The 23,040-nt window shown below is 41.0% G+C and carries 20 protein-coding genes; 13 read left to right on the forward strand and 7 right to left on the reverse strand.

Translation table 11 applies throughout. The annotated features are described in order from the left end of the window. Positions 1 to 134: 134 nt before the first annotated feature. From HXN26_RS00875 to HXN26_RS00890, 4 genes are all read left to right on the forward strand, one after another. Entirely contained in the window at positions 135 to 773 is a 639-nt protein-coding gene (locus tag HXN26_RS00875) for a BamK family beta-barrel-assembly machinery protein (protein WP_273158202.1), read from the forward strand. A gap of 68 nt (positions 774 to 841) precedes the next feature. Continuing rightward, complete coding sequence (gene glmM, locus HXN26_RS00880) at positions 842 to 2,233, forward strand: phosphoglucosamine mutase (protein ID WP_273158203.1); 1,392 nt, start codon at positions 842 to 844, stop codon at positions 2,231 to 2,233. 11 nt (positions 2,234 to 2,244) lie between these two features. Further along, positions 2,245 to 2,859 carry a ribosome biogenesis GTP-binding protein YihA/YsxC gene (gene yihA / locus HXN26_RS00885; protein WP_025000167.1) on the forward strand — a complete coding sequence of 205 codons (615 nt, stop codon included), beginning with the start codon at positions 2,245 to 2,247 and terminating at the stop codon, positions 2,857 to 2,859. Positions 2,860 to 2,862: 3 nt separating this feature from the next. Continuing rightward, entirely contained in the window at positions 2,863 to 4,644 is a 1,782-nt protein-coding gene (locus HXN26_RS00890; protein WP_273158204.1) for an ABC-F family ATP-binding cassette domain-containing protein, read from the forward strand. Positions 4,645 to 5,065: 421 nt separating this feature from the next. Here the strand turns inward: HXN26_RS00890 and radA are convergent, their stop codons facing one another. Continuing rightward, positions 5,066 to 6,445, reverse strand: a complete 1,380-nt coding sequence (gene radA, locus HXN26_RS00900) for a DNA repair protein RadA (RefSeq protein WP_273158205.1) — start codon at positions 6,443 to 6,445, stop codon at positions 5,066 to 5,068. A gap of 70 nt (positions 6,446 to 6,515) precedes the next feature. Here radA and HXN26_RS00905 point away from each other — a divergent pair, with 70 nt between their 5' ends. Then, entirely contained in the window at positions 6,516 to 7,445 is a 930-nt protein-coding gene (locus HXN26_RS00905; protein WP_273158206.1) for an ABC transporter substrate-binding protein, read from the forward strand. A gap of 258 nt (positions 7,446 to 7,703) precedes the next feature. Continuing rightward, positions 7,704 to 9,869, forward strand: coding sequence for a tetratricopeptide repeat protein (locus HXN26_RS00910; protein ID WP_273158207.1), 2,166 nt, complete (start codon positions 7,704 to 7,706; stop codon positions 9,867 to 9,869). Between the two features lie 575 nt (positions 9,870 to 10,444). On the opposite strand, the gene HXN26_RS00915 is transcribed toward HXN26_RS00910, so the two are convergent. After that, positions 10,445 to 11,044 carry an OmpH/Skp family outer membrane protein gene (locus HXN26_RS00915; protein ID WP_273158208.1) on the reverse strand — a complete coding sequence of 200 codons (600 nt, stop codon included), beginning with the start codon at positions 11,042 to 11,044 and terminating at the stop codon, positions 10,445 to 10,447. Positions 11,045 to 11,077: 33 nt separating this feature from the next. Beyond that, the gene (locus HXN26_RS00920; RefSeq protein ID WP_025000172.1) at positions 11,078 to 11,272 is read right to left on the reverse strand and encodes a hypothetical protein; all 195 of its coding nucleotides are present in this window, start codon (positions 11,270 to 11,272) and stop codon (positions 11,078 to 11,080) included. Between the two features lie 77 nt (positions 11,273 to 11,349). On the opposite strand from HXN26_RS00920, the gene HXN26_RS00925 reads away from it, so the two are divergent. From HXN26_RS00925 to HXN26_RS00935, 3 genes are all read left to right on the forward strand, one after another. Beyond that, positions 11,350 to 12,801 carry an aminoacyl-histidine dipeptidase gene (locus tag HXN26_RS00925; protein WP_025000173.1) on the forward strand — a complete coding sequence of 484 codons (1,452 nt, stop codon included), beginning with the start codon at positions 11,350 to 11,352 and terminating at the stop codon, positions 12,799 to 12,801. Between the two features lie 220 nt (positions 12,802 to 13,021). Next, positions 13,022 to 13,621 (forward strand): porin family protein, encoded by a 600-nt coding sequence (locus HXN26_RS00930; protein WP_273158209.1) that lies wholly within the window; start codon positions 13,022 to 13,024, stop codon positions 13,619 to 13,621. A gap of 388 nt (positions 13,622 to 14,009) precedes the next feature. After that, positions 14,010 to 14,222, forward strand: coding sequence for a hypothetical protein (locus tag HXN26_RS00935; protein ID WP_273158210.1), 213 nt, complete (start codon positions 14,010 to 14,012; stop codon positions 14,220 to 14,222). 127 nt (positions 14,223 to 14,349) lie between these two features. Here the strand turns inward: HXN26_RS00935 and HXN26_RS00940 are convergent, their stop codons facing one another. Next, on the reverse strand, positions 14,350 to 15,978 hold the full coding sequence (locus tag HXN26_RS00940; protein ID WP_025001213.1) for an anaerobic C4-dicarboxylate transporter: 1,629 nt from the start codon (positions 15,976 to 15,978) through the stop codon (positions 14,350 to 14,352). 843 nt (positions 15,979 to 16,821) lie between these two features. Here HXN26_RS00940 and HXN26_RS00945 point away from each other — a divergent pair. Continuing rightward, positions 16,822 to 16,971 carry a hypothetical protein gene (locus HXN26_RS00945; protein ID WP_273158211.1) on the forward strand — a complete coding sequence of 50 codons (150 nt, stop codon included), beginning with the start codon at positions 16,822 to 16,824 and terminating at the stop codon, positions 16,969 to 16,971. Between the two features lie 107 nt (positions 16,972 to 17,078). On the opposite strand, the gene HXN26_RS00950 is transcribed toward HXN26_RS00945, so the two are convergent. Further along, entirely contained in the window at positions 17,079 to 17,669 is a 591-nt protein-coding gene (locus HXN26_RS00950; RefSeq protein ID WP_273158212.1) for a hypothetical protein, read from the reverse strand. A 412-nt stretch (positions 17,670 to 18,081) separates the two neighbouring features. On the opposite strand from HXN26_RS00950, the gene HXN26_RS00955 reads away from it, so the two are divergent. The 3 genes from HXN26_RS00955 to HXN26_RS00965 are packed head-to-tail and all read left to right on the forward strand — an operon-like array spanning position 18,082 to position 19,764. Beyond that, positions 18,082 to 18,681 (forward strand): cytidylate kinase-like family protein, encoded by a 600-nt coding sequence (locus HXN26_RS00955; protein ID WP_273158213.1) that lies wholly within the window; start codon positions 18,082 to 18,084, stop codon positions 18,679 to 18,681. Continuing rightward, complete coding sequence (locus tag HXN26_RS00960; protein ID WP_273158214.1) at positions 18,668 to 19,036, forward strand: CidA/LrgA family protein; 369 nt, start codon at positions 18,668 to 18,670, stop codon at positions 19,034 to 19,036. Before HXN26_RS00955 ends, HXN26_RS00960 begins: the two co-directional genes overlap by 14 nt. A 44-nt stretch (positions 19,037 to 19,080) precedes the next feature. Then, positions 19,081 to 19,764, forward strand: coding sequence for an LrgB family protein (locus HXN26_RS00965; RefSeq protein ID WP_273158215.1), 684 nt, complete (start codon positions 19,081 to 19,083; stop codon positions 19,762 to 19,764). Between the two features lie 442 nt (positions 19,765 to 20,206). Here the strand turns inward: HXN26_RS00965 and HXN26_RS00970 are convergent, their stop codons facing one another. Both HXN26_RS00970 and HXN26_RS00975 read right to left on the reverse strand, forming a co-directional pair. Further along, positions 20,207 to 22,291: a leucine-rich repeat domain-containing protein gene (locus tag HXN26_RS00970; protein WP_273158216.1), complete on the reverse strand. Its 2,085-nt coding sequence runs from the start codon at positions 22,289 to 22,291 to the stop codon at positions 20,207 to 20,209. Positions 22,292 to 22,352: 61 nt separating this feature from the next. After that, positions 22,353 to 22,517 carry a single-stranded DNA-binding protein gene (locus HXN26_RS00975; RefSeq protein ID WP_273158217.1) on the reverse strand — a complete coding sequence of 55 codons (165 nt, stop codon included), beginning with the start codon at positions 22,515 to 22,517 and terminating at the stop codon, positions 22,353 to 22,355. Positions 22,518 to 23,040: the final 523 nt, after the last annotated feature.

Here is a 23,040-nt window from a genome sequence, read left to right on the forward strand (position 1 = left end):
TAATATGAGATAAAATGTGGCCAAACAGAACCGAATTTCAATATTTTATATATTTTATAGCAGCAGTTTGTGCGTATATTTGTTTTCTTTTGTTACCTTTGCAGATAATAAATAAGGAAACAAAAATATCACAAATGAAGAAGATTATCTTTCTCCTCGCAATTGTGTTGGGTGGAATTTGCAGCACCTCATGCAGCAAACAAGAAACCTACGACGACCAATTGAAACGCGAGCGCAAGTCTATAAATGCGTTTATAGTGAACCATAAGATAAACGTTATAACAGAAAGTCAGTTCCAAGAGCAAGACTCTACGACCGACGTATCGAAGAATCAGTACGTTCTTTTTAAGAATTCTGGAGTCTATATGCAGATAGTTGAGAAAGGAATAGGCGAGAAATTGAAAGACGGAGAAACCTCAACTGTACTCTGTCGCTTCGAAGAAACTAACGTAGCAAGCGATAGTTTGCAGCTCTCTAATATGAATTTGCGTTGGGACGGAATAGTCGATAAGATGATGGTAACACGTACAAGCGGTACTTACTCGGCTTCTTTCGATAAGTCGTCGAGCGTTATGGCACGCATATACAAAAGTGCATCAGTGCCTAAAGGCTGGCTTGTTCCTCTGCCATACATTAAGATTGGCCGCATCACAAGTGCTTCCGATAAGTTAGCCCATGTACGTCTTATCGTCCCATCGGCACAAGGACAAGTCTTAGCAAACAAAGAAGTATATGCTTGCTTCTACGATATCACTTTCCAACGAGGTACATAATACGATAAAACAATAACATGCCACGACCGCACAATGTGCAGTCGTGGCTTTAATATTTATAGAAAAAGATGACACTAATAAAGTCTATTTCAGGCATCCGCGGTACGATTGGCGGACCAACAGGCGACACATTGAACCCACTTGACATAGTTAAATTCACTTCAGCGTACGCTACTTACATTGCAAGTCAGCACCCAGGAAAGAAGCTAAAGATAGTTGTTGGACGCGACGCACGTATCTCTGGCGAGATGGTAAAGAACGTTGTGTGCGGCACTCTCATGGGTATTGGCGCTGATGTCGTTAATATTGGCTTGGCAACTACACCTACTACCGAGCTGGCAGTGCGTATGGAAGGAGCCGATGGTGGTATTATTATTACCGCTTCGCACAACCCTCGTCAGTGGAATGCACTGAAACTATTGAACCACGAAGGCGAATTTCTCACCGCAGAAGATGGCGCTGCCGTACTCGATATAGCAGAAAAGGAAGATTTCAACTATGCAGACGTAGACCAACTTGGTAGTTATAAGGAGGACGATTCGTTTGATCAACGCCACATCGACGCTGTTAAAGCACTTGAATTGGCAGACTTGGAGGCAATTAAAGCACGCAAATTCCGTGTCTGCGTAGACGCAGTGAACTCTGTTGGAGGTATTATTCTGCCCAAATTGTTAGACCAAATCGGCGTAGAATACACGTTGTTGTACGGCGAACCAACTGGAGACTTCGCTCATAACCCCGAACCTATAGAGAAAAATCTCGGTGGTATCATGGCAGAAATAAAGAAAGGAGGCTACGATCTCGGTATTGTTGTAGACCCAGACGTAGACCGTTTGGCGTTCATACGCGAAGATGGAGTCATGTACGGAGAGGAATATACACTGGTAAGTGTGGCTGATTACATTCTCGATCACGTAAAAGGAAACACCGTTAGCAACCTTTCTTCAACACGAGCACTACGCGATGTAACTGAAAAACATGGCGGAAAGTACTACGCTGCAGCTGTTGGCGAGGTGAATGTTACTACCAAAATGAAGGAAGTTGGGGCTGTTATAGGTGGCGAAGGTAATGGTGGTGTCATCTATCCAGATAGTCATTACGGTCGTGATGCGCTTGTTGGCATCGTACTTTTCCTTAGTTCGTTGGCTCAAAAGGGCATGAAAGCAAGCGAATTGCGCAAGACTTACCCTGAATATTTCATTGCAAAGAACCGCATCGACCTCACTCCTGAAACCGATGTAGACGCTATTCTCGTTAAAGTTAAGGAACTTTACGGAAACGAAAAGGACGTGCAGGTAACCGATATTGATGGTGTTAAGCTTGATTTCCCAACAGCTTGGGTACACCTACGTAAGTCTAACACCGAGCCAATCATACGTGTTTACAGCGAAGCAAGTAGCATGGAAGAAGCTGATGCATTAGGAAAGAAGCTCATGCAGGTAGTTTATGATATGCAATAAGAACCGCTAACATGATTATAAAGACTTCGGAATTCAGTCTATCATCGCCTACAATAGCGAAGTGTCCTAACGATACGAAGAACGAATATGCGTTCATCGGCCGTTCGAACGTGGGCAAGTCGAGCCTGATTAACATGCTTTGCAATCACAAAGGCCTTGCCAAGACATCGGCAAAGCCTGGCAAAACATTGCTCATCAACCACTTTATTATTAACAAGGAGTGGTATATTGTAGACCTTCCTGGCTACGGTTATGCTAAGAATTCAAAGACTGTGCGCAACAAACTCGAACAGATGATTGCGCAATATATCTTGCAACGCAAGCAGCTCGTGAACGTATTCGTACTTATCGACATACGTCATGAGCAGCAAAAAATAGACCGCGAGTTTATCGATTGGTTAGGACAAAGCAACATTCCGTTCTCTATCGTCTTCACAAAGGCCGATAAACTATCGGGAGGAAAGGCGAAAGCCAATGCCGAAGCATGGATGAAGAAGTTGGAAGACACGTGGGAAGTTACCCCACCCTACTTTATAACATCTTCTGAAAACAAGGTAGGCAGAGAGGAAGTGCTTGACTATATCGAGAGCATCAATACGGATTTGGCAAACGATACGGCCGAATAAGCAATGGCACAGATACCTTATTTAGACGTTCAAAAGCTATCGAAACGCTTCGGAGCGCAGATTTTGTTTGATGAAATATCCTTCTCCATAGCAGAAGGACAGCATGTCGGACTGATTGCGAAGAACGGAACGGGCAAGTCTACCCTACTTTCCATCCTCACAGGAAAGGAGGGTTACGAGTCGGGATCCATTATTTATCGCAACGATTTGCGTGTAAGTTGCCTGGAACAAAGTCCGAAATTCAACCCCGAAGAGTCGGTACTCGATGCTTGTTTCAATCATAAGGGCGACCCAGACAAGGTATTAAAGGCCAAACAAATACTTACAACGCTTAAGATAACCGACCTAAACCAGCCTATGGGGCAGCTTAGTGGCGGACAACAGAAGCGCGTAGCACTTGCAAATGTGCTGATACTTGAACCCGATTTGCTCATTCTTGACGAACCAACCAACCACCTTGACCTTGAAATGATAGAGTGGTTAGAAGGTTTTTTGGCGAGAGGGAACAAGACTCTCCTCATGGTTACACACGACCGATACTTCCTTGACAACGTGTGTAACATTATTCTTGAACTTGACGACCGCACGATTTACACCTATCGGGGCAACTATTCCTTCTATTTAGAGAAGAGACAGGAACGCATTGCCAATACAAAGGCAGAGATAGCGCGTGCAAATAACCTCTACAGAACGGAGTTAGAGTGGATGAGAAGGCAGCCACAAGCGCGCGGACACAAGGCGCGCTATCGGGAAGAAGCCTTCTACGAACTCCAAGCAAAAGCTCTTCAACGCATCGAAGAAAGGCAAATCAGACTGAAAGCGTCCAACGTTTACATCGGAAGCAAGATATTTGAGTGCCAGTATGTATCGAAGGCGTTCGACGAAAAAGTCATTCTGAAAGACTTCTACTATAACTTTGCCCGTTTCGAAAAGATGGGAATAGTCGGTAATAACGGCACGGGGAAGTCTACTTTCATTAAGATGCTGCTCGGATTGGTAAAGCCTGACGATGGAAAATTCGATATCGGAGAGACCGTTAGGTTCGGTTATTTCTCGCAAGATGGACTAAAGTTCAGAGACGACCAAAAGGTTATCGACATCATAACCGATATTGCCGACTACATAGACCTTGGTGGTGGCCGCCACATGACGGCATCGCAGTTCCTCAATTACTTCCTTTTTACACCCGAAATGCAGCACAATTACGTGGCAAAACTATCGGGTGGAGAGAAGCGTAAGCTCTATTTGTGCACAGTTTTGATGCGCAATCCGAACTTCTTAATACTCGATGAGCCTACCAACGACCTTGATATACAAACGCTTCAGATACTTGAAGAATATCTGCAAGACTTCCCTGGCTGTGTCATCGTGGTATCGCACGACCGCTATTTCATGGATAAGGTGGTAGATCATCTGCTCGTTTTCCAAGGCGAAGGACAAGTAAAAGACTTCCCAGGCAACTATACGCAGTTCCGAGACTACCAAGCTTTGAAGAGCAAAGAGTTGGTAGAGGATAACAAAACTAAGGAAAAGAAAACTACAACACAGCGCGATTACCACAACGAAACACGCAAACGCATGAGCTATAAGGAGAAACGAGAATACGAAATGCTCACTGCGGATATAGAAAAGCTTACCAACGAGATTGCAACAATGGAAGAACAACTCTGTTCGGGTACGCTCGAGATAGACCAACTAACCGAAATCAGCAAACAATTGCCGAAGAAGAAAGACGAGTTGGACGAAAAAGAACTACGTTGGCTTGAACTTTCCGAATTGGAATAACGTTGCCCTTGCAAACTCTACAACGAGGTTTTTGCTATCCTTACACCTTATTATATATAGGGCTTCAAGCACAAAAACCTTTCCCCAACACAGTTAGGGGCGTGTTTCATCACGCTCCTAACACCAAGAAAGCAGCAGGTTCATCTATAAAATCTAGGAAAACTAGATTCCCTAGGAACTCTATCACAAAACCTAAAAATCGCCTCGATTTTGTAAAAATAATTCCAAAGAAAAACACTAATTTCGATTTTGCATTGCGAAAGCGGCTCTTTTGCAATGCAAAACATACGCTTTTACCGTGCAAAACAGCCGCTTTTGGAACGCAAAACAATAGGTTTTGCAAAGTATTGGCATACAGCCTGTTACGCAACAGTTGCACTTGCGAAATATATTTACACTTCTATCGCCTTATCCAACCCAACTATCCGAACAGCAAACGCAAGGCTTCTTCCACTTTTGCAACAGGGTGTGTGGTTATCTTATAGCGCCCCTTAAGTCCTTGTGCATTGTTTTTAGGAATGATAATATGACTGAAACCCAACTTCTCTGCCTCTGCAATGCGTTGCTCTATACGGCTAACGGGACGCACTTCGCCGCTTAATCCCACTTCGCCCGCCATACACCACCCTGCCTCGATGGGGGTATCGACGTTCGACGACAACACTGCTGCAATCACACTCAAGTCCATTGCCATGTCAGTAATACGCAATCCGCCTGCAATATTAAGGAAAACGTCCTTTTGCATAAGCTTAAATCCAACACGTTTCTCCAACACTGCAAGCAGCATATTGAGCCTTCGCTGGTCGAAACCGGTTGCGGAGCGTTGCGGAGTGCCGTATGCAGCCGACGAAACAAGGGCTTGTGTCTCCACAAGGAAGGGCCGTACGCCTTCAATAGCACTTGAAATAGCCACCCCCGATAGGTCTTCGGGTGTGTCAGTGAGCAACAACTCCGACGGATTGCTAACCGGTCGCAGTCCGTTTTGGCCCATTTCGTATATCCCCAGTTCCGATGTTGAACCGAAACGGTTCTTGATACTACGCAAAATACGGTACATATAATGCTGGTCTCCTTCGAATTGGAGCACCGTATCGACTATATGTTCAAGCACTTTCGGCCCCGCTATGGAGCCTTCCTTATTGATATGACCGATAAGAATAACGGGAATGTCGCTCGATTTAGCCAATTGTAGCAGGGCGGCAGCACTCTCTCGTATTTGAGTAATGCTTCCGGCACTACTTGAAACAGTCTCTGTGGCGACTGTTTGAATAGAATCTATAACTAATAATTCGGGGTTTACTTCCTTAATACAACTAAAAATCTTTTCTATGGAAGTCTCTGAAAGAATGACAATGTTATCTGGAATAGACTCAGAAATGCGCAAAGCACGCATCTTTATCTGCTGTGGACTTTCCTCTCCGCTAACATATAGCACCTTGCGATCGGTGTTTAACAAAGTTTGAAGCGTTAGCGTACTCTTACCAATGCCTGGTTCTCCACCTATTAACACCATACTTCCAACAACAAGACCGCCACCAAGAACACGATTAAGTTCGTTGTCTTTCATGTCAATACGTATCTCTTCTGCCGAAGAAACATCGCTAAGTGCCTGTGGAACATTGCTTTTCGGTGCGCCAAAGGTATGCGCTACAAGTGTTTTTGCAGTACTAAGCCCCGTCTCTGGAGCTATGCGCACTTGCTTAAACGTATTCCATTGTCCGCAGCTCGGACACTTTCCAATCCACTTTGCACTCTCATGTCCGCAGTAATCACAAACGAATGCTATTTTATCTTTTGCCATATTTACGCACAAAAGTATGGTTTTTTTTCGTAATTACAAAATTATTGTTTACTTTTGCAACATTATGACAATGGGTAGAATAAAGTATTTACTAATCCTTGCAGCCTTCGCAATAGTGGGTTGCCAGGTATCCGACCAAGAGGAATCGCTTATTGAGAAGCGTAAGAACAAGGTTGAAGAGGTGGCATACCAACGCGCTTTCAAGGTTGGTGTGATGCCTACAATGGATTGTTTGCCTGTTTTCTTACTGAAAGACAGCGCATTATACAATGCCGATGATATCGATATTAGGTTGTTAGAATATACTTCTCAGCAAGATTGCGATACTGCAATGGAACGTAATCGTGTGCAAGCTGCAGTTACAGACCTTATCCAAGCAGAGTACTTAAAGCAGTCAAAGAACACTATTCTCGATTATATGACCGAGACAAACACTTCATGGCAGCTCATGGTAACACCGCTTTCAGGTATCAAAAGCATTGAAGACTTAGGCGATAAGATTATCGGAATGTCCTTCAACTCTATTACTCAGTATCTCACAAAGCAGGTTTTTGAAGTTCATACCTTAACCAATAGGTCTTACGGAGCACAGATAAACGATATCTTTATCCGCATGAAGATGTTCCAAAATAGCCAGATTGACGCTATTTGGACATGCGAGCCACAGACCACAGAGGCTAAAGTTACAGGTAGCAAGGTATTGTATAATTCAACAGAAAGCGACTTCTTGCCTGGTGTTTTCGTCTATGTGAACAACCCAGACGTTGCCAAACAGAAGGCATTCGAGGCTGCTTACAATAAGGCGGTGGACATATTGAACAGTCATCCAATCCAATATTTCGCGCCATTGATTAAGAAATACATGCAAGTAGACGATAAAGTGGTTAATGCTTTGCCTAAGATGGTTTTCAAACAGGTAACCTTTCCACGCCAAAGCGATATCCTTAAAGCTCGCAAAGCAACAACGGAACAAGTTGCAAAGGTAGTCTACTCGTTGTAATTTCCCATGATTTCTACCCGTAGTCATATATAATTAGGTTGGCGTCCATACATAAATGGAACTGCTACCACATATAAACTGGCCTGCAAGTATAGATGTACTGAAGGGCTAATAGGTTTTCACTACCATGTAACAACATTTCATTCGGTCGGCAATTCTACCTAAGTAAGAATAAGGTATCACTGCAGAAACAGAAGAAAACTTTTCCCATAGGAATAGAATAAAGACAATAAAGCAGAACAAAAAGAGGATAAGGCATTGAACACAGAAACGAACATAAACACTGCTTTCGAGCTTATTCGCAACAAACAGTTGTACAAAGCCATTAAGGCATTGCAACTAATATATAACGGAAAGCCGTCGTTGGTAGACTATAACGAGTATATGGCCATTACGAACGACTATAGTTTAATGTGCGACTTCATGCTGCGAGGAATCAAAGACCCAGCCCGTGAACAGCTCTACAATTCGCTTTTGGAACGTCTTTACAAGGTTACTGCCAATTTACAACTAAGCTGGAACTGTAAAAACAAGTCTACATTTGTAGACGCTTTCCGCACTGCCGACCACCTAAACCTAAGCCACAGCTTTATTCACTCCGTATTAGAGAGCTTCGTTTCAGACGTTGCCATGCTCTCATTGGCACCTGAAACGGAACAAAGAAATAAGGAATCGGAACTCTATGAGCGTCATCAGACTTTCATGGAACGCTTGTTCTGTGCCCTATTGGTATCGAGTCAGTGGTCAATAGACGATGCCAACTTCTACATTGACCTACTTTCTACCCCCACAATCGATGCATCTGACCAGATGATTATCGTTAGCGCAATCACTCTTTCTACCATGACAATCTACGATGCAAAGAAGTTTTACACGCTCGTAGAGGTATATCGACGTGCGCAAGAGGAAAGAGTACGACAGCGTGCATTGGTTGGTAGCGTGCTATCGCTTACCGATAACCCACTGTTTGTAGCGGAACAGGCGAAGTATATGAACGCTATGATAACTACAGAGGACGCCAAACGCGAACTATTGAACTTGCAAAAGCAGATGTTTAACTGTATGAATGCTGACCGCGACAATGCTAAGATACAGCGAGATATCATGCCTAACATCGTTAAAAACTCTGATTTGCATTTCGATCGTTTCGGTATTTCAGAGAAAGAGAGCGACCCTTTGGAAAGCATACTGCACCCAGACGCTGACGAACAGAAGATGGAGCAGATGGAAGAGAGTATCCAAAAGATGATGAAAATGCAGGAACAAGGGTCCGATATCTATTTTGGAGGCTTCAGTAAGATGAAGCGTTTCCCTTTCTTCGACCATATTTCAAACTGGTTTACACCTTTTACTGCGAAACATCCAGGACTAAAAGAGGTGGTGGACAGATTAGGAAATAGTCAGCTTCTCGATAATTTGGCAGGGCAAAATCCATTCTGCGAGTCAGACAAATATTCGCTTGCGCTGACCATGTCGCAGATTATCAACCAGCTACCAGCCAACATTTTGGAGATGCTTAAGTCGGGAGAAAGCATCGGCTTGCCTATTCCTGAACCTGTAGACCAATCGCCTGACTTTACCCGACGCATGTATATACAAGACTTGTATCGGTTTTTTGAGGTAAAGTTGGCATTCAATAAGGATATTGAAAATCCGTTTAAGGCTGGCGATGGCTACTATAAAGCTTTCTTCATGCTACACGATTTGTTTGTGAAAGACTTCTATATCGACGCTAAACTATCGCTTTCGATGTTCCTATACAAGCATAAACGCGAAACAGAAGTAGACAAACTCATTGAACTTTATCATAGCGAATCGGCTACATACCAAGCATTTTGCGGTTTAAAAGCCGACCGAGAAGGCGCTCAAGGCGTGGCTTTAGAACACTTCTTATCGGCCATTGGCAAAGAACCAGAGAACGTTTGGGTTCTGAAAACAGCAGGTTCGTTCGCTTTACGACGCAAAGGCTATGCGCTAGGCTTGCATTGTTACAGCAAGTTATGCGAACTTATGCCGAACGTTAAGGCCTATGCCATCAACTATTGCCTATGCTTAGCTGCTGATGGAGATACGAAAACGGCTGTGAACAAAGCCTACGAACTCGAACTAAACAACGAGAACGACAACCAAGTGAAACGCCTTTTGGCATGGACTCTTATCTGTAATGGCAATGGTGATAAGGCTTTGAACATATATAATACATTGGTTGAAACCGACCAACAGCCCGACGATGCTCTCAATATGGCTTATGCACATTGGGTAAACGGCAATCCTGGTGAAGCAAAAGCCTACTTCTTGCAATGGATTATCAACCACCCTGGCGATAAACTTGAGCAGGAATTCGAGAACGATAGCTATATGTTCGAACACAACGGCATTACCAACATCGACAAAGCCTTGATGGTAAGCGCCATCAACATGTAGGTTTTATCGCACAAGCGGCAAGTTCTTAAATAACGATAGCTATCCCTTATACACATTATTATATATAAGGGAGAAAGTAAAAACAAAAATAACGATTTGAATTATAGGCGAAAACACATTGCTTTTCGCCCACCTAAGAAATCTCCAAAAAAGGCTTTTATTTTGTAAAGAAAGCACATGTAAATTTCCAAAGAATTGGTTTTGCGCTGTAAAAGCGCCTATATTGCAACGCAAAAGTGCCTGTTTTACCGTGCAAGAGAGCCTGTTTTACAACGCAAAACAAGGGGTATTGCAACACGTTGATATAAAGATAGTTATACAACAATAACCCTTTCGAAAAATCTTAACAACATGATAAGCATTTATTAGTCTAAGAAGCAGATGGTTTTCATCGTAATTCAATCATACCAAAGTAAAACAAAGGCAATTTCACAGAGCCATTTTCAGATAAAAAAAATAGCTGCCCATAAAGGCAGCTATTACAATTTTTCATTGAAAAATTCTTTAAATTACTCTCTCCTATAATCACTTACAAGAGAGAATACTTCTACTTATGAGATCAAAATATTAATGTTTTATTTCTTCATACCAGTGTATGCCTTGTTCATTCCCTTCACTACATCTGAGGTAATGTTGCATGCTTCGTCAGCGTAAAGAATATTATCGCCGCTCTTAGCAAGTATCATGACATACTTCTTATCCTTGTTAAAGCTCTTCAAATAGTTGTGAACACTGTCTGAAAGCGCCTTGTTATAGTTGCTAACTTCCTTTTGATACTCAGCTCCTAAGCGTTGTTGTAGCGACTCAGCATCGGCTGCTTGCTTCTGAATACCAGCCTGAATCTGCTGCGCTTGTTCCTGTGTGTACTTGTTAGCTTGAACGTTTCGTTGGAAGTTTGCGGCTGCTTGCTGCAATGCTTGTTGCTTTCCAGCAAGTGTCTTTTGTATGTTCTTTTCCTTTGCTTCAAGTATTTTTGTTACTTCTTTCCAGTATGTATACTGGTTCATAATAGAATCAATCTCTACGTATGCAATATTCTCTTGTGAGCTTGAAGTAGCTGTTGCAGCTGCTGGTTTCTTTGTTTCCTTTGTGTCGTTAGCCTGTGGTTGGTTGTTACATGACGTAATACCGAATGCCAATGCAGCCACTGCTATAGCGCTTAATGTCTTTTTCATCTTCTCTATTTGTTATTTATTAATATTCTATACTTAGTATGCTTTGTTGGAAGCACGTGCCTCTTTGTCTTGGTCAATAACGCAATGAATACCCTTTTTGCGCATATACTCACTGTCATGAATATGCTGTGATTGAAAACTTGCGCCCTTTTTCAAGAGCACTCTTATTGAAAGTAATACCATTGCAATAGCAATTATTAACACACTCAGCAGTAAAGTCTCAGCCATTTTACTTATCTTTGCATCTAATATTTTTGGCAAAGGTAACACAAATCAAGAATATAACAAAACAAATACTATTAAAAATGACAAACATGGAACTAAAACCAGCTCGCGTATTCGAGCATTTCGCGAGAATCAACCAAATCCCTCGTCCATCAAAACACGAGGAAAAGATGATAGAATATCTTGTTGAGTTCGGCAAAAGCCGTAATTTGGACACCAAAGTAGACAAGACTGGCAACGTACTTATTACGAAACCAGCAACCAAGGGCATGGAAAACGCACCTACAATAATATTGCAAAGCCACATCGACATGGTGTGCGACAAACTTGTAGACGTAGATTTCGACTTCCATAATGACGCTATTCAGACTTATGTTGATGGCGAATGGCTAAAGGCTAAAGGCACTACTCTCGGCGCAGACGATGGTATTGGTGTTGCATACGAACTTGCAGTACTCGATTCAGACGATATTGAGCACGGCAAAATCGAATGTCTTTTCACTGTAGATGAGGAAACAGGACTAACTGGTGCCTTCGGTTTGGAACCTGGTTGGCTTACTGGCGACTACCTCATTAACCTCGATTCAGAAGACGAAGGTCAGATTTTCGTAAGCTGTGCAGGTGGTATTGCCACCGATAGCGTGTTCAAATTCAAGCGCGAAGACGCTCCTGCAGGCTACTTCTTCATGGAGGCTAGCATTAAAGGACTGATTGGAGGACACTCTGGCGACGATATAAATAAGAAGCGTGCGAACGCTATTAAGATTCTTGGACGCTTCCTTTATATGGAGCAAAGCAAGATGGATGTACGCCTTGTAGAATGGAATTCGGGCAAGTTAGACAATGCAATACCTCGCGATGGTAAGGTTGTCTTCGCAGTACCATCGGCAAAGAAGGAAGAAGTAATGGCCGACTGGAACGTCTTTACAAAGGGTGTTGAGGAAGAATACCACGTATCTGACCCTAACGCAGTATGGGGAATGGAGAGCACAGAGGCTCGTCCAGTAGTAGAAAAGGAAGTAGGCCGTCGCATTGTTATGGCTGTTCAAGCTGTAGATAATGGTCCTTTGACCAACTGTCAGGACGAAGCTATCGCCTATATGGTAGAGACTTCGAGCAACATTGCAGTTGTAAAGACTGAAGAAAGTGCCATTACTGTAATCGCATCTCAGCGTTCTAACGTGCCAAGTGCGCTCATTAACATGGCAAATACCATTAAAGCGTGCTTCGAAATGGCTGGTGCCGAAATCCATCAGCACGACGCTTACCCAGGCTGGAAGATGAATCCAAATTCTAAACTTGTGGAAGTTGCAGTTGAAGAATACAAGAAACTCTTCAACAAGGAACCACAGGTGCTCGGTATTCACGCTGGTTTGGAGTGCGGACTCATATCAGAAAAGTATCCAAACGTAGATATGATGAGCGTTGGTCCAACCCTCCGCTTCGTGCATACACCTGACGAACGTTTGCTTATCCCTACCGTTGAAATGGTTTGGGACCACTTACTCGCAGTACTAAAGAATATAAAATAAAAGGCACTCGCTTCTAAAAAAACACATTATATACGCCCGCTTGCTCTTTAACAGAACAAGCGGGCGCTTTCGATATAGGTTAAAAATAAAAATACTTATTCTTTATCAATTTTTTATATCTATATCTTTTTTTCAGTAAAAAGATTTGATTTAAATGGAATAAAAGGTGTAATTTTGCCGCGGTATTTAATAAATAAACTCATTAAAGAATTAAGAAAAGATGAAAAAGATTATTTTATTAGCAGCAATAACGCTTGCATCAGTAGGTGCTTATGCACAACATGCAGTTGGAACAGTTACATTACAACCAAAGGTAGGTTTAAATGTTGCAAACGTAACAGAGGAAAAAGATTCTAAGACACGCCTTGGATTGGCAGCTGGTTTAGAGGTTGAGTATCAGTTAAGCGATATCGTTTCTCTCTCAGCAGGTGCTATTTACTCTCAGCAAGGTTATAAGAAAGACTGGGTAATAGGTGGCGTTGACTACGAAAGAACAGCAAAGTTAGACTACATTAACGTGCCTATCCTTGCTAATGTATACGTTACTAAGGGCTTAGCAGTTAAGTTAGGTCTTCAACCAGGCTTCAATATATCTTCTAAATACAACCAAAAGGTAACCACAGCTGGCCGCGTTGTAGAAACAACAAGCGATATGAAAGCTCAGTCTGTAGACTTTTCTATACCAGTAGGTTTGTCATACGAGTTTGCAAACGTTCAACTCGACGCGCGTTATAACTGGGGTATTTCAAAGGTTTTGAAGAACAAAGAGGATAAGAACTCTGTATTCCAGATTACTCTCGGTTATAAGTTCGCTCTCTAATAGCACTTTATATGGCACACGTATAAACGTGAATGGGTTATTAATATATACATAAGGAGCAAACATCGCTTGTGATATTTGCTCCTTTTATTTGTTACTTTATGATGCTTGGAAATCATTTTAGTTTGTAAAGAAAAATACAAACGAAAAGCGATATAAATGGTTTTGCATTCTAAAAGGGCCTATATTGCAACGCAAAAGTGCCTGTTTTACCGAACAAAAGAGCCTATTTTGCGTTGTAAAACAATGGGTATTGCAACGTGCTAATAATCATACAATTACATGAGACCTACGCTTCTGTAATTTCTTTACACTTATTTTGCGTTATTAATGTCCTTAAAGGGAGAGATTTCCTCTCTTATATGATTGGTTTATATCACCAATAAAGATGAAAGAAAGAAGTATTAAGATATTGAATTATCAAGGTGAAGACGGTTTACCAAAGGCGAAAGATGTATTCTATTTATGCCTAAACTGCCGAAAGATTGTTGCTTCTATGCAGTCGGGTAAATGCCTATGTGGTAACATTTTGATTGATGCTGACGGGGGAAGAGGCGGTTTTAACGATGCATCGCAAGCACTGATTCTAAAGATAGAATAGACTTTCGTTTTACGAGGGCTGCACATTCGTTGGAGAATGTAGCTACAAACATATAATGAAAAAATAATGCGGGATTGTCCATCGTAGGACAATCCCGCAATTTTATATATAGTTTTATAGAACTATCTTAATACAATCCGAACCAGAAATGATAAGCATAGCTGAATCCAAGACCTGCTATGGTAGCCACAACAACGTGAATCATGCCTGGCGCCATGAAGGAATGGTTCAGCAAATACTTGCCGATGACGGTCGTTCCCGACCTATCGAAGTTCACTGTAGCGATGTCTGAAGGATAGTTTGGTATGAAGAAGTAGCCATAAACAGACGGCATTACACCGAGAAGTATCCAGCCTGGAATGCCCAAAGCATAAGCCAAAGGCAACATACTAACCACTACCGCACCCTGAGAGTTGATGAGTACCGATACAGCAAAGAAGGCAACGGCTATCGACCATGGGTATTCGTGAACGATATCGCCCAACAATGCCTGCATCTCAACCTGGTAATTGTCGAAGTAAGTGTTGCTCATCCACGCTATACCGTATATGGCTACCACTGCCACCATACCATTTTGCCAAACTGGTCCTGCAATGGCTTTCTTCGGTTTTGCCTTGCAGAATATAATCATAAGGGCACATGCGACAAGCATTATTATCTGAATAACGATGTTCATCGTTAGCGGTTTCGAGCCTTTAGCGGTTACACCATCTATCACAACGCCACTTTTAACAAGCTTTTTCACGTCGATATTCACGGCTTTTGGGTTCGCTGCCACCTTAAGAGTATCCGATTGGTGTTCTATAGTCATACCTTTTGCCAAGGCAGCATGCTCTTCTTCTGCAGTAAGAAGCATGGTCTTCTTTCCGTTTTCAATCACAAACGAGCGTACACATACCGTATCTCGTGTAGTAGGAATTACGCTTAACGACGTTGCATGGTTCGTAGCTTTCACGTTACTGTACTCTGGTAACACGTTCACTCCAAACATACTGGTGAGCGAAATAGCCACGATAACAACCAAAGCACCAAGGAATATGTAAACGGCACGCTTGCTTTCTTTTGATATTTCCTTATCAAGTGTAGTCGCAGTAGAGCCATATATGTATGCACGTTGCTCTGGATCGTTCAGCTTTGCTTGGAATTCTGGGTCCTTATCAAGGTCTAATCCACGATTCCAGCTATAGCCTATCGCTGCCAAAATACCGATAACGCAGGCTGGAATACATACCATGATAATCTGAATGTTAGACACTTGGAATCCATTGTCGGCCGAAATAGCTGAAAAGGCTACCACCGCTGCAGCGATAGGAGAGCATGTTATACCGATTTGAGAGGCGATACTGGCGATGCCGCAAGGACGTTCAGGACGTATTCCCTTCTTTAATGCAATGTCACAGATAATGGGCATGAGCGTGTAAACCACGTGTCCGGTGCCTACAAGTACTGTTAAAATAAAGGTAGTGAAGGGTGCAAGAATTGTAATACGGTCGGGGTGCTTTCGCAAAAGCTTCTCTGCTATCTGTATCATCCAGTCCATTCCGCCTGAAGCTTGCAGGATACCAGCACACGTAACAGCGGCTATGATGATGTAAATAACGTCGGTAGGTGGTTCACCAGGCTTTAATTGAAAACCAAAAACAAGGACGGCTAAGCCGATTCCAGAGATTGCGCCAAGCGCTAACGAGCCATATCGCGCACCCACCCAAAGGGCAATGAGTACCACAAGTAGCTCTACAATCATTAAAAATGTCATAATGCGTTTTGTTATTGTGTTATAAATATATTTTCAAAACCCGGTCCTACGAACACCTATGCGATGCATGTATCTTTCGAAACACATGGAAACTTATCGCCATAAGGCTTACTTAAAGTAGTCTTTTTAACGAAAAAGCAATGCAAAAGTACAGATTTTCTCGTTCATTAGAGACATTTTGAACGATTATTTGTGGGGAAAATATAAAAAAAAAGAAGCTGTGCTGCACTTCATAAGTATTGGAACCCCGAAGTTTTTTTAGTTTACCGCACAGCATTCTTTGTTTATGTTGTACAGTGTAATCGGTTCCAATGTATAGCTTTTTTAGCTTTGGTCTACAACGTTCCCGATTGTAAAACACTGCGTTGTTACTATTTAGTATTTAGAATGTGCCTTGTTCTTTACTGTGTTGGCACAAAAAAAGCTCCTTATAAGCAATACTTCTATATTGCTTATCAGCTTTTATTACAGTCTGTGTAGATTTGCCTGTCGGTTGCTTCGTAGACCTTTCTGCGGCCAATCAGAAGCTTTATGGTTAATCTCGCTTGTGAGCTAAGCGGGTGCAAAGATAGCAATAAAGTTTGAATAGAAAAGGAAAAACACAATAAATATTCGTGGAAAGTGCTATTTTTTTATATCTAACAAATTCTATTTACAGCGCCATTATGATGGCATTATTAAAGTTTTACAAAACATTTGTAAAGAAAAGGTGGGATTATAGTAGCCTTTGTACAAAAATATTTAAAAACAATAGAACCTTAAGGGCATATATTTGCAATTATGAGATAAAAACTTTACATTTGCAATGACTTAACATCTGTATTACAAAAGAAAGGAGTTTATATGAAAAGTTTAAATCATTCAGAATTGTATAAGGACTACAATCTGAACAAAGACGAACGCAAAAACAATGCAGAAGCAAACGATTTCATTCGTAACGATAAGGGAACAACAGGCAATAAGTCTGTAGGAGGCGAAATATGGTACACATAATAAAAGCCTAATCACATTATATTTCCTATTTAAAAACTATAAAAGCGCAACCTCTTTTTGCTGGTTGCGCTTTTCTTTTTGTATTCAGTTGTTATGTTGTTTCCTTCTTATTCGCCGACTGCCTTGCCTTTATAACTGAGGCTAAATATGTGTTCTACACCGTCACCATACATGGTTTCTTGACTGGTTGTTATCTTTGCGTTGTCGATTTTAATCTCAAACTCTTTGGTTTCCATATCAATTTTGAGTTTCATCTTGCCACTATCAAACTTGAATTGAGGATTTGTTGCTTCCTTACCGCAGCACACAGACAACTCATCTTTCATTACAAAGATTGACCAACTGGTATCTGTTTCACTCTGTACGCCAAGGTTTATCTCTTTATTATTGTGTGCTTCAGGAATAAAATGTACTATTAACCCAGTAGCATTTGCACCATCTTCTAGTTCAAAAGCTAACCAATACATGTTGTCTTTCACGTTTGTCAGCGACACTTCCTTTACCTTTACCTCTGTACCATCGAAGGTTGCAGTGTTCGTAAACTGCTCTTTTTTCTCGTTTTCTTTGGTTTCTTCGGTCTTGTTTGTTGGGGTTTCATCGTCTTTTGAGCACGCTGCGAAACCTACACATATCATACCTACCACCGCGAAAGCAAGCATCTTACTTGCCATTCTCACCAAAAAGCTGTTTTGTTTCATTAGTTTTTATGTGCTTCCCTACAACCTCTTGCTTTTTTGAGGGACGCCTTCGGGAAGTCTAGGGCGTTTGGGTTATAAAAATGTTAACTATGTCTGTGTCGTCAAGTGTTTAGTTTTTAAGGAAAGATTGCTCAACAATCGCACTTCTACACCTTATTAAATATAGGGTTGTCGTTGCGTTTTTTAAAGTTGTTAGCATATCCAACTACTTCGGTTTTTACTTACCTTCTGTTGCAAATATACCATATCCCCTCCATATTTTCAAGTGTTTTTCAATGTTTTTTCTATTCTCCCGCTTTCTATTATCACGCCTATGGCAGTATAACAAAGGTTAAAAAAGGGTGTAAAAGCACCAATATCTGTAAAATGATTTGTAGTTTTGTACTATCAAGGTAACAACTTTTAGATATTTATGATTATAACTATTGCACGCCAAAGCGGCTGTGGTGCATTGCACATCGGCGAAAAACTATCTGCTATTTATGGTATTCCGTTCTACACACGAAAGGGTTTGCTGGAGATGGCAAAGGAGAAAGGAGTATTAGAAGAGATGGACGACTTCTTCGAAGAGCGCCCTGTTGACGAGCTAATCTTTGCCATTGCGCAGTTCGATGAGGAACCAGAGATGGTTAATTGTAAGGCTTTTAAGATTCTTTCCGAACTCATTGGCACTCAGGATTGCATCATCATAGGTCGTTGTGGCAACTATATTTTCAGAGAACGCAAGGACCTTGTTTCTGTATTTCTCAAAGGAAGCCTCGAAGATCGTATAACAGCGATGGCGAAAGAGCACAACGTTAGTCGCGCAGAAGCAGAAGAAATAGTAAACGAATTAGACGAAAATCGTGTACGCTTCCATAAGTATTACACTGGCAAAAAGTGGGGAGATGCAAGCGATTACGACCTTTGTTTCGATAGTATTAGGCTCGGAACGGATCGTTCCGTAGACTTTATTGAGCAATATATACGTGAAATCGACTTAAAGTTACCGCACCAAAATGAAACTCATTAAACAGTTTATATACATCATTGCCTTTACCTTTATTGGCGAATTGCTCCATTTTCTTATACCATTGCCCATTCCTGCCAGCATTTACGGAATTGTTCTGCTCTTCATTGCACTGATGAAGAAGTGGGTAAAGGTATCCGATATTCGCGAAACAAGTACTTTCTTGATTGCCATTATGCCCGTAATGTTCATTCCAGCAGCCGTTGGTCTCATCGATTCTTGGCAGGATGTACAATCCAACTTCCTCAAGTTTGCCATCGTAACCGTAGTGAGTACTTTTGTCGTAATGGGTGTTGCTGGCTACATAACGCAGCTTACTATACGCAAAAGCAAGAAGATAAAGAACACAACAAATTAACTTTAATGGTAGGCGAAAGCCGATTTGCCAAACCTAAATAGGATATGTTACAAAATTCTGTCTACTTCGGTGTACTTATAAGTCTTGGTTCTTACGTCATCGGAATGTATCTCAAACGAAAAACTGGTTGGAGTTTCATGAATCCACTCCTTATTTCTATCATATTGGTTATAGCTTGTTTGCTCATCACAGGCGTGAGTTACGAAGAGTATAATGCCGAAGCCAACTGGTTAAGCTACCTGCTTACACCTGCTACTATCTGCCTTGCTGTGCCTCTGTATCAGCAAGTTGAATTGCTGAAAAAGAACTATAAAGCCATTATTTCGGGTATTGCCGCAGGCGTTTTGTCGAGCTTACTCACAGTCTTAGTGCTTGCTTTGCTCTTCAATTTCGACCATGCTACGTATGCAACCTTCCTTCCTAAATCTATCACAACAGCCATTGGTATGGGCGTTTCCGAAGAGTTAGGCGGCTTCGTATCGGTTACAGTAGTTGTCATTATCATCTCTGGCGTATTGGGAAACATCTTTGCCGAAAAGTTTTTATCGCTGCTAAAGATAGATGAACCCATTGCAAAAGGTATCGCAATTGGTAGTGCTTCGCACGCCATTGGTACAGCTAAAGCGATGGAAATGGGTACTATCGAAGGCGCAACAAGTGGCTTGTCTATCGTGGTGAGTGGTATTCTAACCGTAATCGGCGCATCGCTGTTCGCTATGTTCATTTAGAATTGCAGTTCAAAAGTAGTTTTCTTCTACAAGCAAAATAACAGGATTGCACCCCACTCTACCCACCGTAACATGACATGATAATGGGAACTGAAGGGGCATAAAATTAACATTAGAAGATAAGATAAAAACAATGGCGTAACTATCTTATTACCAGCACGTTGCAAAAGCGGTTGTTTTGCATTGCAAAAGAGCCTGTTTTACACGATAAAAGTGCCTGTTTTGCGTTGCAAAACAGGCACTTTTAGAAAACGATAGTGTGTACATTGCATTTCGCTCATCTACGTATTAACAAATCAAAGCATTTTTAACACTTTCATTCTGGCGTAACATTGTCATGTATAACAACAAAAGACTCCAAACGATAGTGCATCGTTTGGAGTCTTTCTGTATTTTCAATGCCCTACAATCGTTACGATATAGGGTGTTTACATTCCTTGAATTATTCTACAACAACCTTTACCCAGCTGTTCGTATCTTCACTCGTAGCATGTGGATCATTACCGCTTTCCACGAAAGGTTTAACGGCTTCGAGTCTTGTTTTCTGCGCAGCTGTCATCTTAACTACTATGTTTGCCAAGAAGCCATTGGGCTGTTGACTTCCTGCATAGAGTATATTCAAGTTTTGGAACTTACGAATATCCAATTCTGTAAGCTTACAATGAGCAACTTTAAGCTCCGTTAATTTGGTATGGTTTCCTAACTTCAGTTCTCTAAGATTACTTGCAAGAGAAGTGCGAAGCTTTATTAATTCTACACAATTGGTTACATCTAACGTTGTCAAACCCTTTACACCATATACATCTATCTCTGTTAAACCAGTGTTGTTTGATACGTCTAACGATGTAAGCTTCGTATTTGACAATTGCAAATTCTTCAAGTTTGCACCTGCTGCAGATAGCCCTTTAAGCTCCTTTACCTCTGAGCTTGCAAGGTTAATGTTCTGCAATTTCGGCATATTAGTAAAGTCGCAGCTCTCTATTTTAGAGTATGCAGCCCAGAAACGTTCTAATTCTGACTTATCTTCCAAGCTTATTATGTTTGTCAAACTACTGTCGTAAAGTGCATTAATTACCTTTAATTTTTGAGAGTTAGTAATGTTTATTGTCCTCAAAGCTTTGTTTGAATATACATTTAAGTTCAACAATGAAGGCATATTACTTGCATCTATCTCTTCAATAGCATCACTTCCATAAATTGAAAGCTCAATTAATCCTTTGTTATTACCAGTTGCTATCGTTTTAAAACCTTTTATATTGATTATATATGCAGCCCTTAATTTATCCAAACCAGTTATGTCTACCTTTGTAACCTGTGGACTTCCTTCTAACAAAATCATATTTGTTAGCTGTGGATACTTGCTAAAATTAAGTTCTCCAGCGAGGTTTTTATTGCCTCTGAGAAATATACCTGATACATTACGATAATACTGCAATTCATTCAACGAGGTAAGATTATCTTTATCCTTAACCTCAAGTACACCCTTATAAGATAGAATCTTTTCAAGATTATCGCCACGATAGATGTCTAAAGTACCATCAGCTTCAAGCTCAATACCTGGAACTTTCTCTGCATAAGCCTCTATTAAGCCCTTATTTCTTAGTATTTCGCTCTTTGCTTTTGCAGCATTTAGTGTAAGCTTACCCAATGAATAGGTTTGCGCACGCTTTATTTCGATAGCGTTAGATACCTTCACTTGAATTGCTTTTCCATCTTCTAAGATGAACGCAAGCGTAAGTCCTGAAGCAAGTTTACCAGCTGGAAGCACCACGAAATAGTCGGTATTCTCTGCCAAAGTACCAGAAGCAGGCGCATAAGTAAGCACGCATGTATTCTTATTAGGCACAAATTGTATTGGCGCAGAGCTTATACTACCATTGTTATTAAACTTTATTTGCGATGTAGCATCACCTGCTAACGGCTCCTGACCCCTTGCAAGAATCTTCACTTGAGCCACGTTGGCAGCGCCTTCGATGCTGAATCGCAGCAAACCACCAAGGTTATAAGCTGTGAAAGGCTTTGTTCTATCTGGTATAACACCCACCGAAAGATTGGCATTAGGGTCGAATGTATTTGCAATAGCAGTCTGTGTCTTTGGGAAAACATAGGTGTAATTCGCCCAATTGTTATTCTTATACTCAATCTTTGTGGTTGTTTGATAAGGATACATCATGAAGTATGCAGTGTTTTTCTCTGCTGCTTGACCCCAAAACTTAACATTTGAGCCCGTCGTTGGCGTAGAAAAAGGTTGCGTTACATTGCCTGCTGCACCCTGATAGCCTATGCTTATCTTATCGTTAGCGTTCCAAGTAACACTGCTTTTATCTGGATTCAACGCAGTTCTTGTACCTGTTGCCTTTGCAGAATCGGCTGTATCATTATCATAATTAGGCGCATCGCCTGTTTGAAATGACATGGAAACCAAATTGTCTTCGGTATTTTCGTTCACCATTTCGTCGTCGTTAGCACACGATACTGCTGCAAATAACGTGATACCACACAATAAATATGTTGCAATTCTTTTCATTGTAGAAATCGTTTTAAACTGTATTTGTTTTTGTTATCCTTGATACAATTGTATCGAATGCTTAGAATGGTGAGTCATCATTGGTTCCATCTTCAATCTTTAGGTTTGGATCTGTAACCTCAACGAAGCCTTCGTGAGAGTTGCCTGTTACACTAAGAGTTAAGAATCCTTGTTCAACCTCTATTGACATCACACTGATTTGTGGCGCATTATAATCTTTTTTCATAATTCATTTTACTTTTATTAAACTATTAAAAGTACTTTACTAAAGTGAATAGAAGCAAGTCGCGTTGATAAACGTTACCCATTTTAGCAAAGCCCAATGAGGGTTTCATGTGATAATTACAACTTAATGAAAAGCTCCTAAAACAATGAATAATCTACAATCTTTATCCTGATGTATCTTTACTCTATGTATAGTATAGTCTTGTCTCTGTAATTTTTTCAACTGCAAAGATAGGTATTTCATTCTGAAAAATATGAAAACAGTTTGCAAACGGATAGTAAAAAAAATGTTTATTAACTAAAATTAAAGCATAAAAAACACTTTTTTACTAAACATTATAAGTGTTTGACTTTTAACATTATGGGGCTAAAAAGAGGGAGAAATATGGTTTTAGAATGGCAAGTAGTAAGGTAAAGGAATATAACAAAAGTATAAATATTTTCTAATTTTGTGTTTTCCATTTGGTATTATCGCTACTCCGAGCAGATAGAACCCTTGCTATAATAAGGTGATTATTTCGCAA

Origin of the sequence: Prevotella aurantiaca (genome assembly GCF_015262605.1) — a bacterium.
Lineage (GTDB): Bacteria > Bacteroidota > Bacteroidia > Bacteroidales > Bacteroidaceae > Prevotella > Prevotella aurantiaca.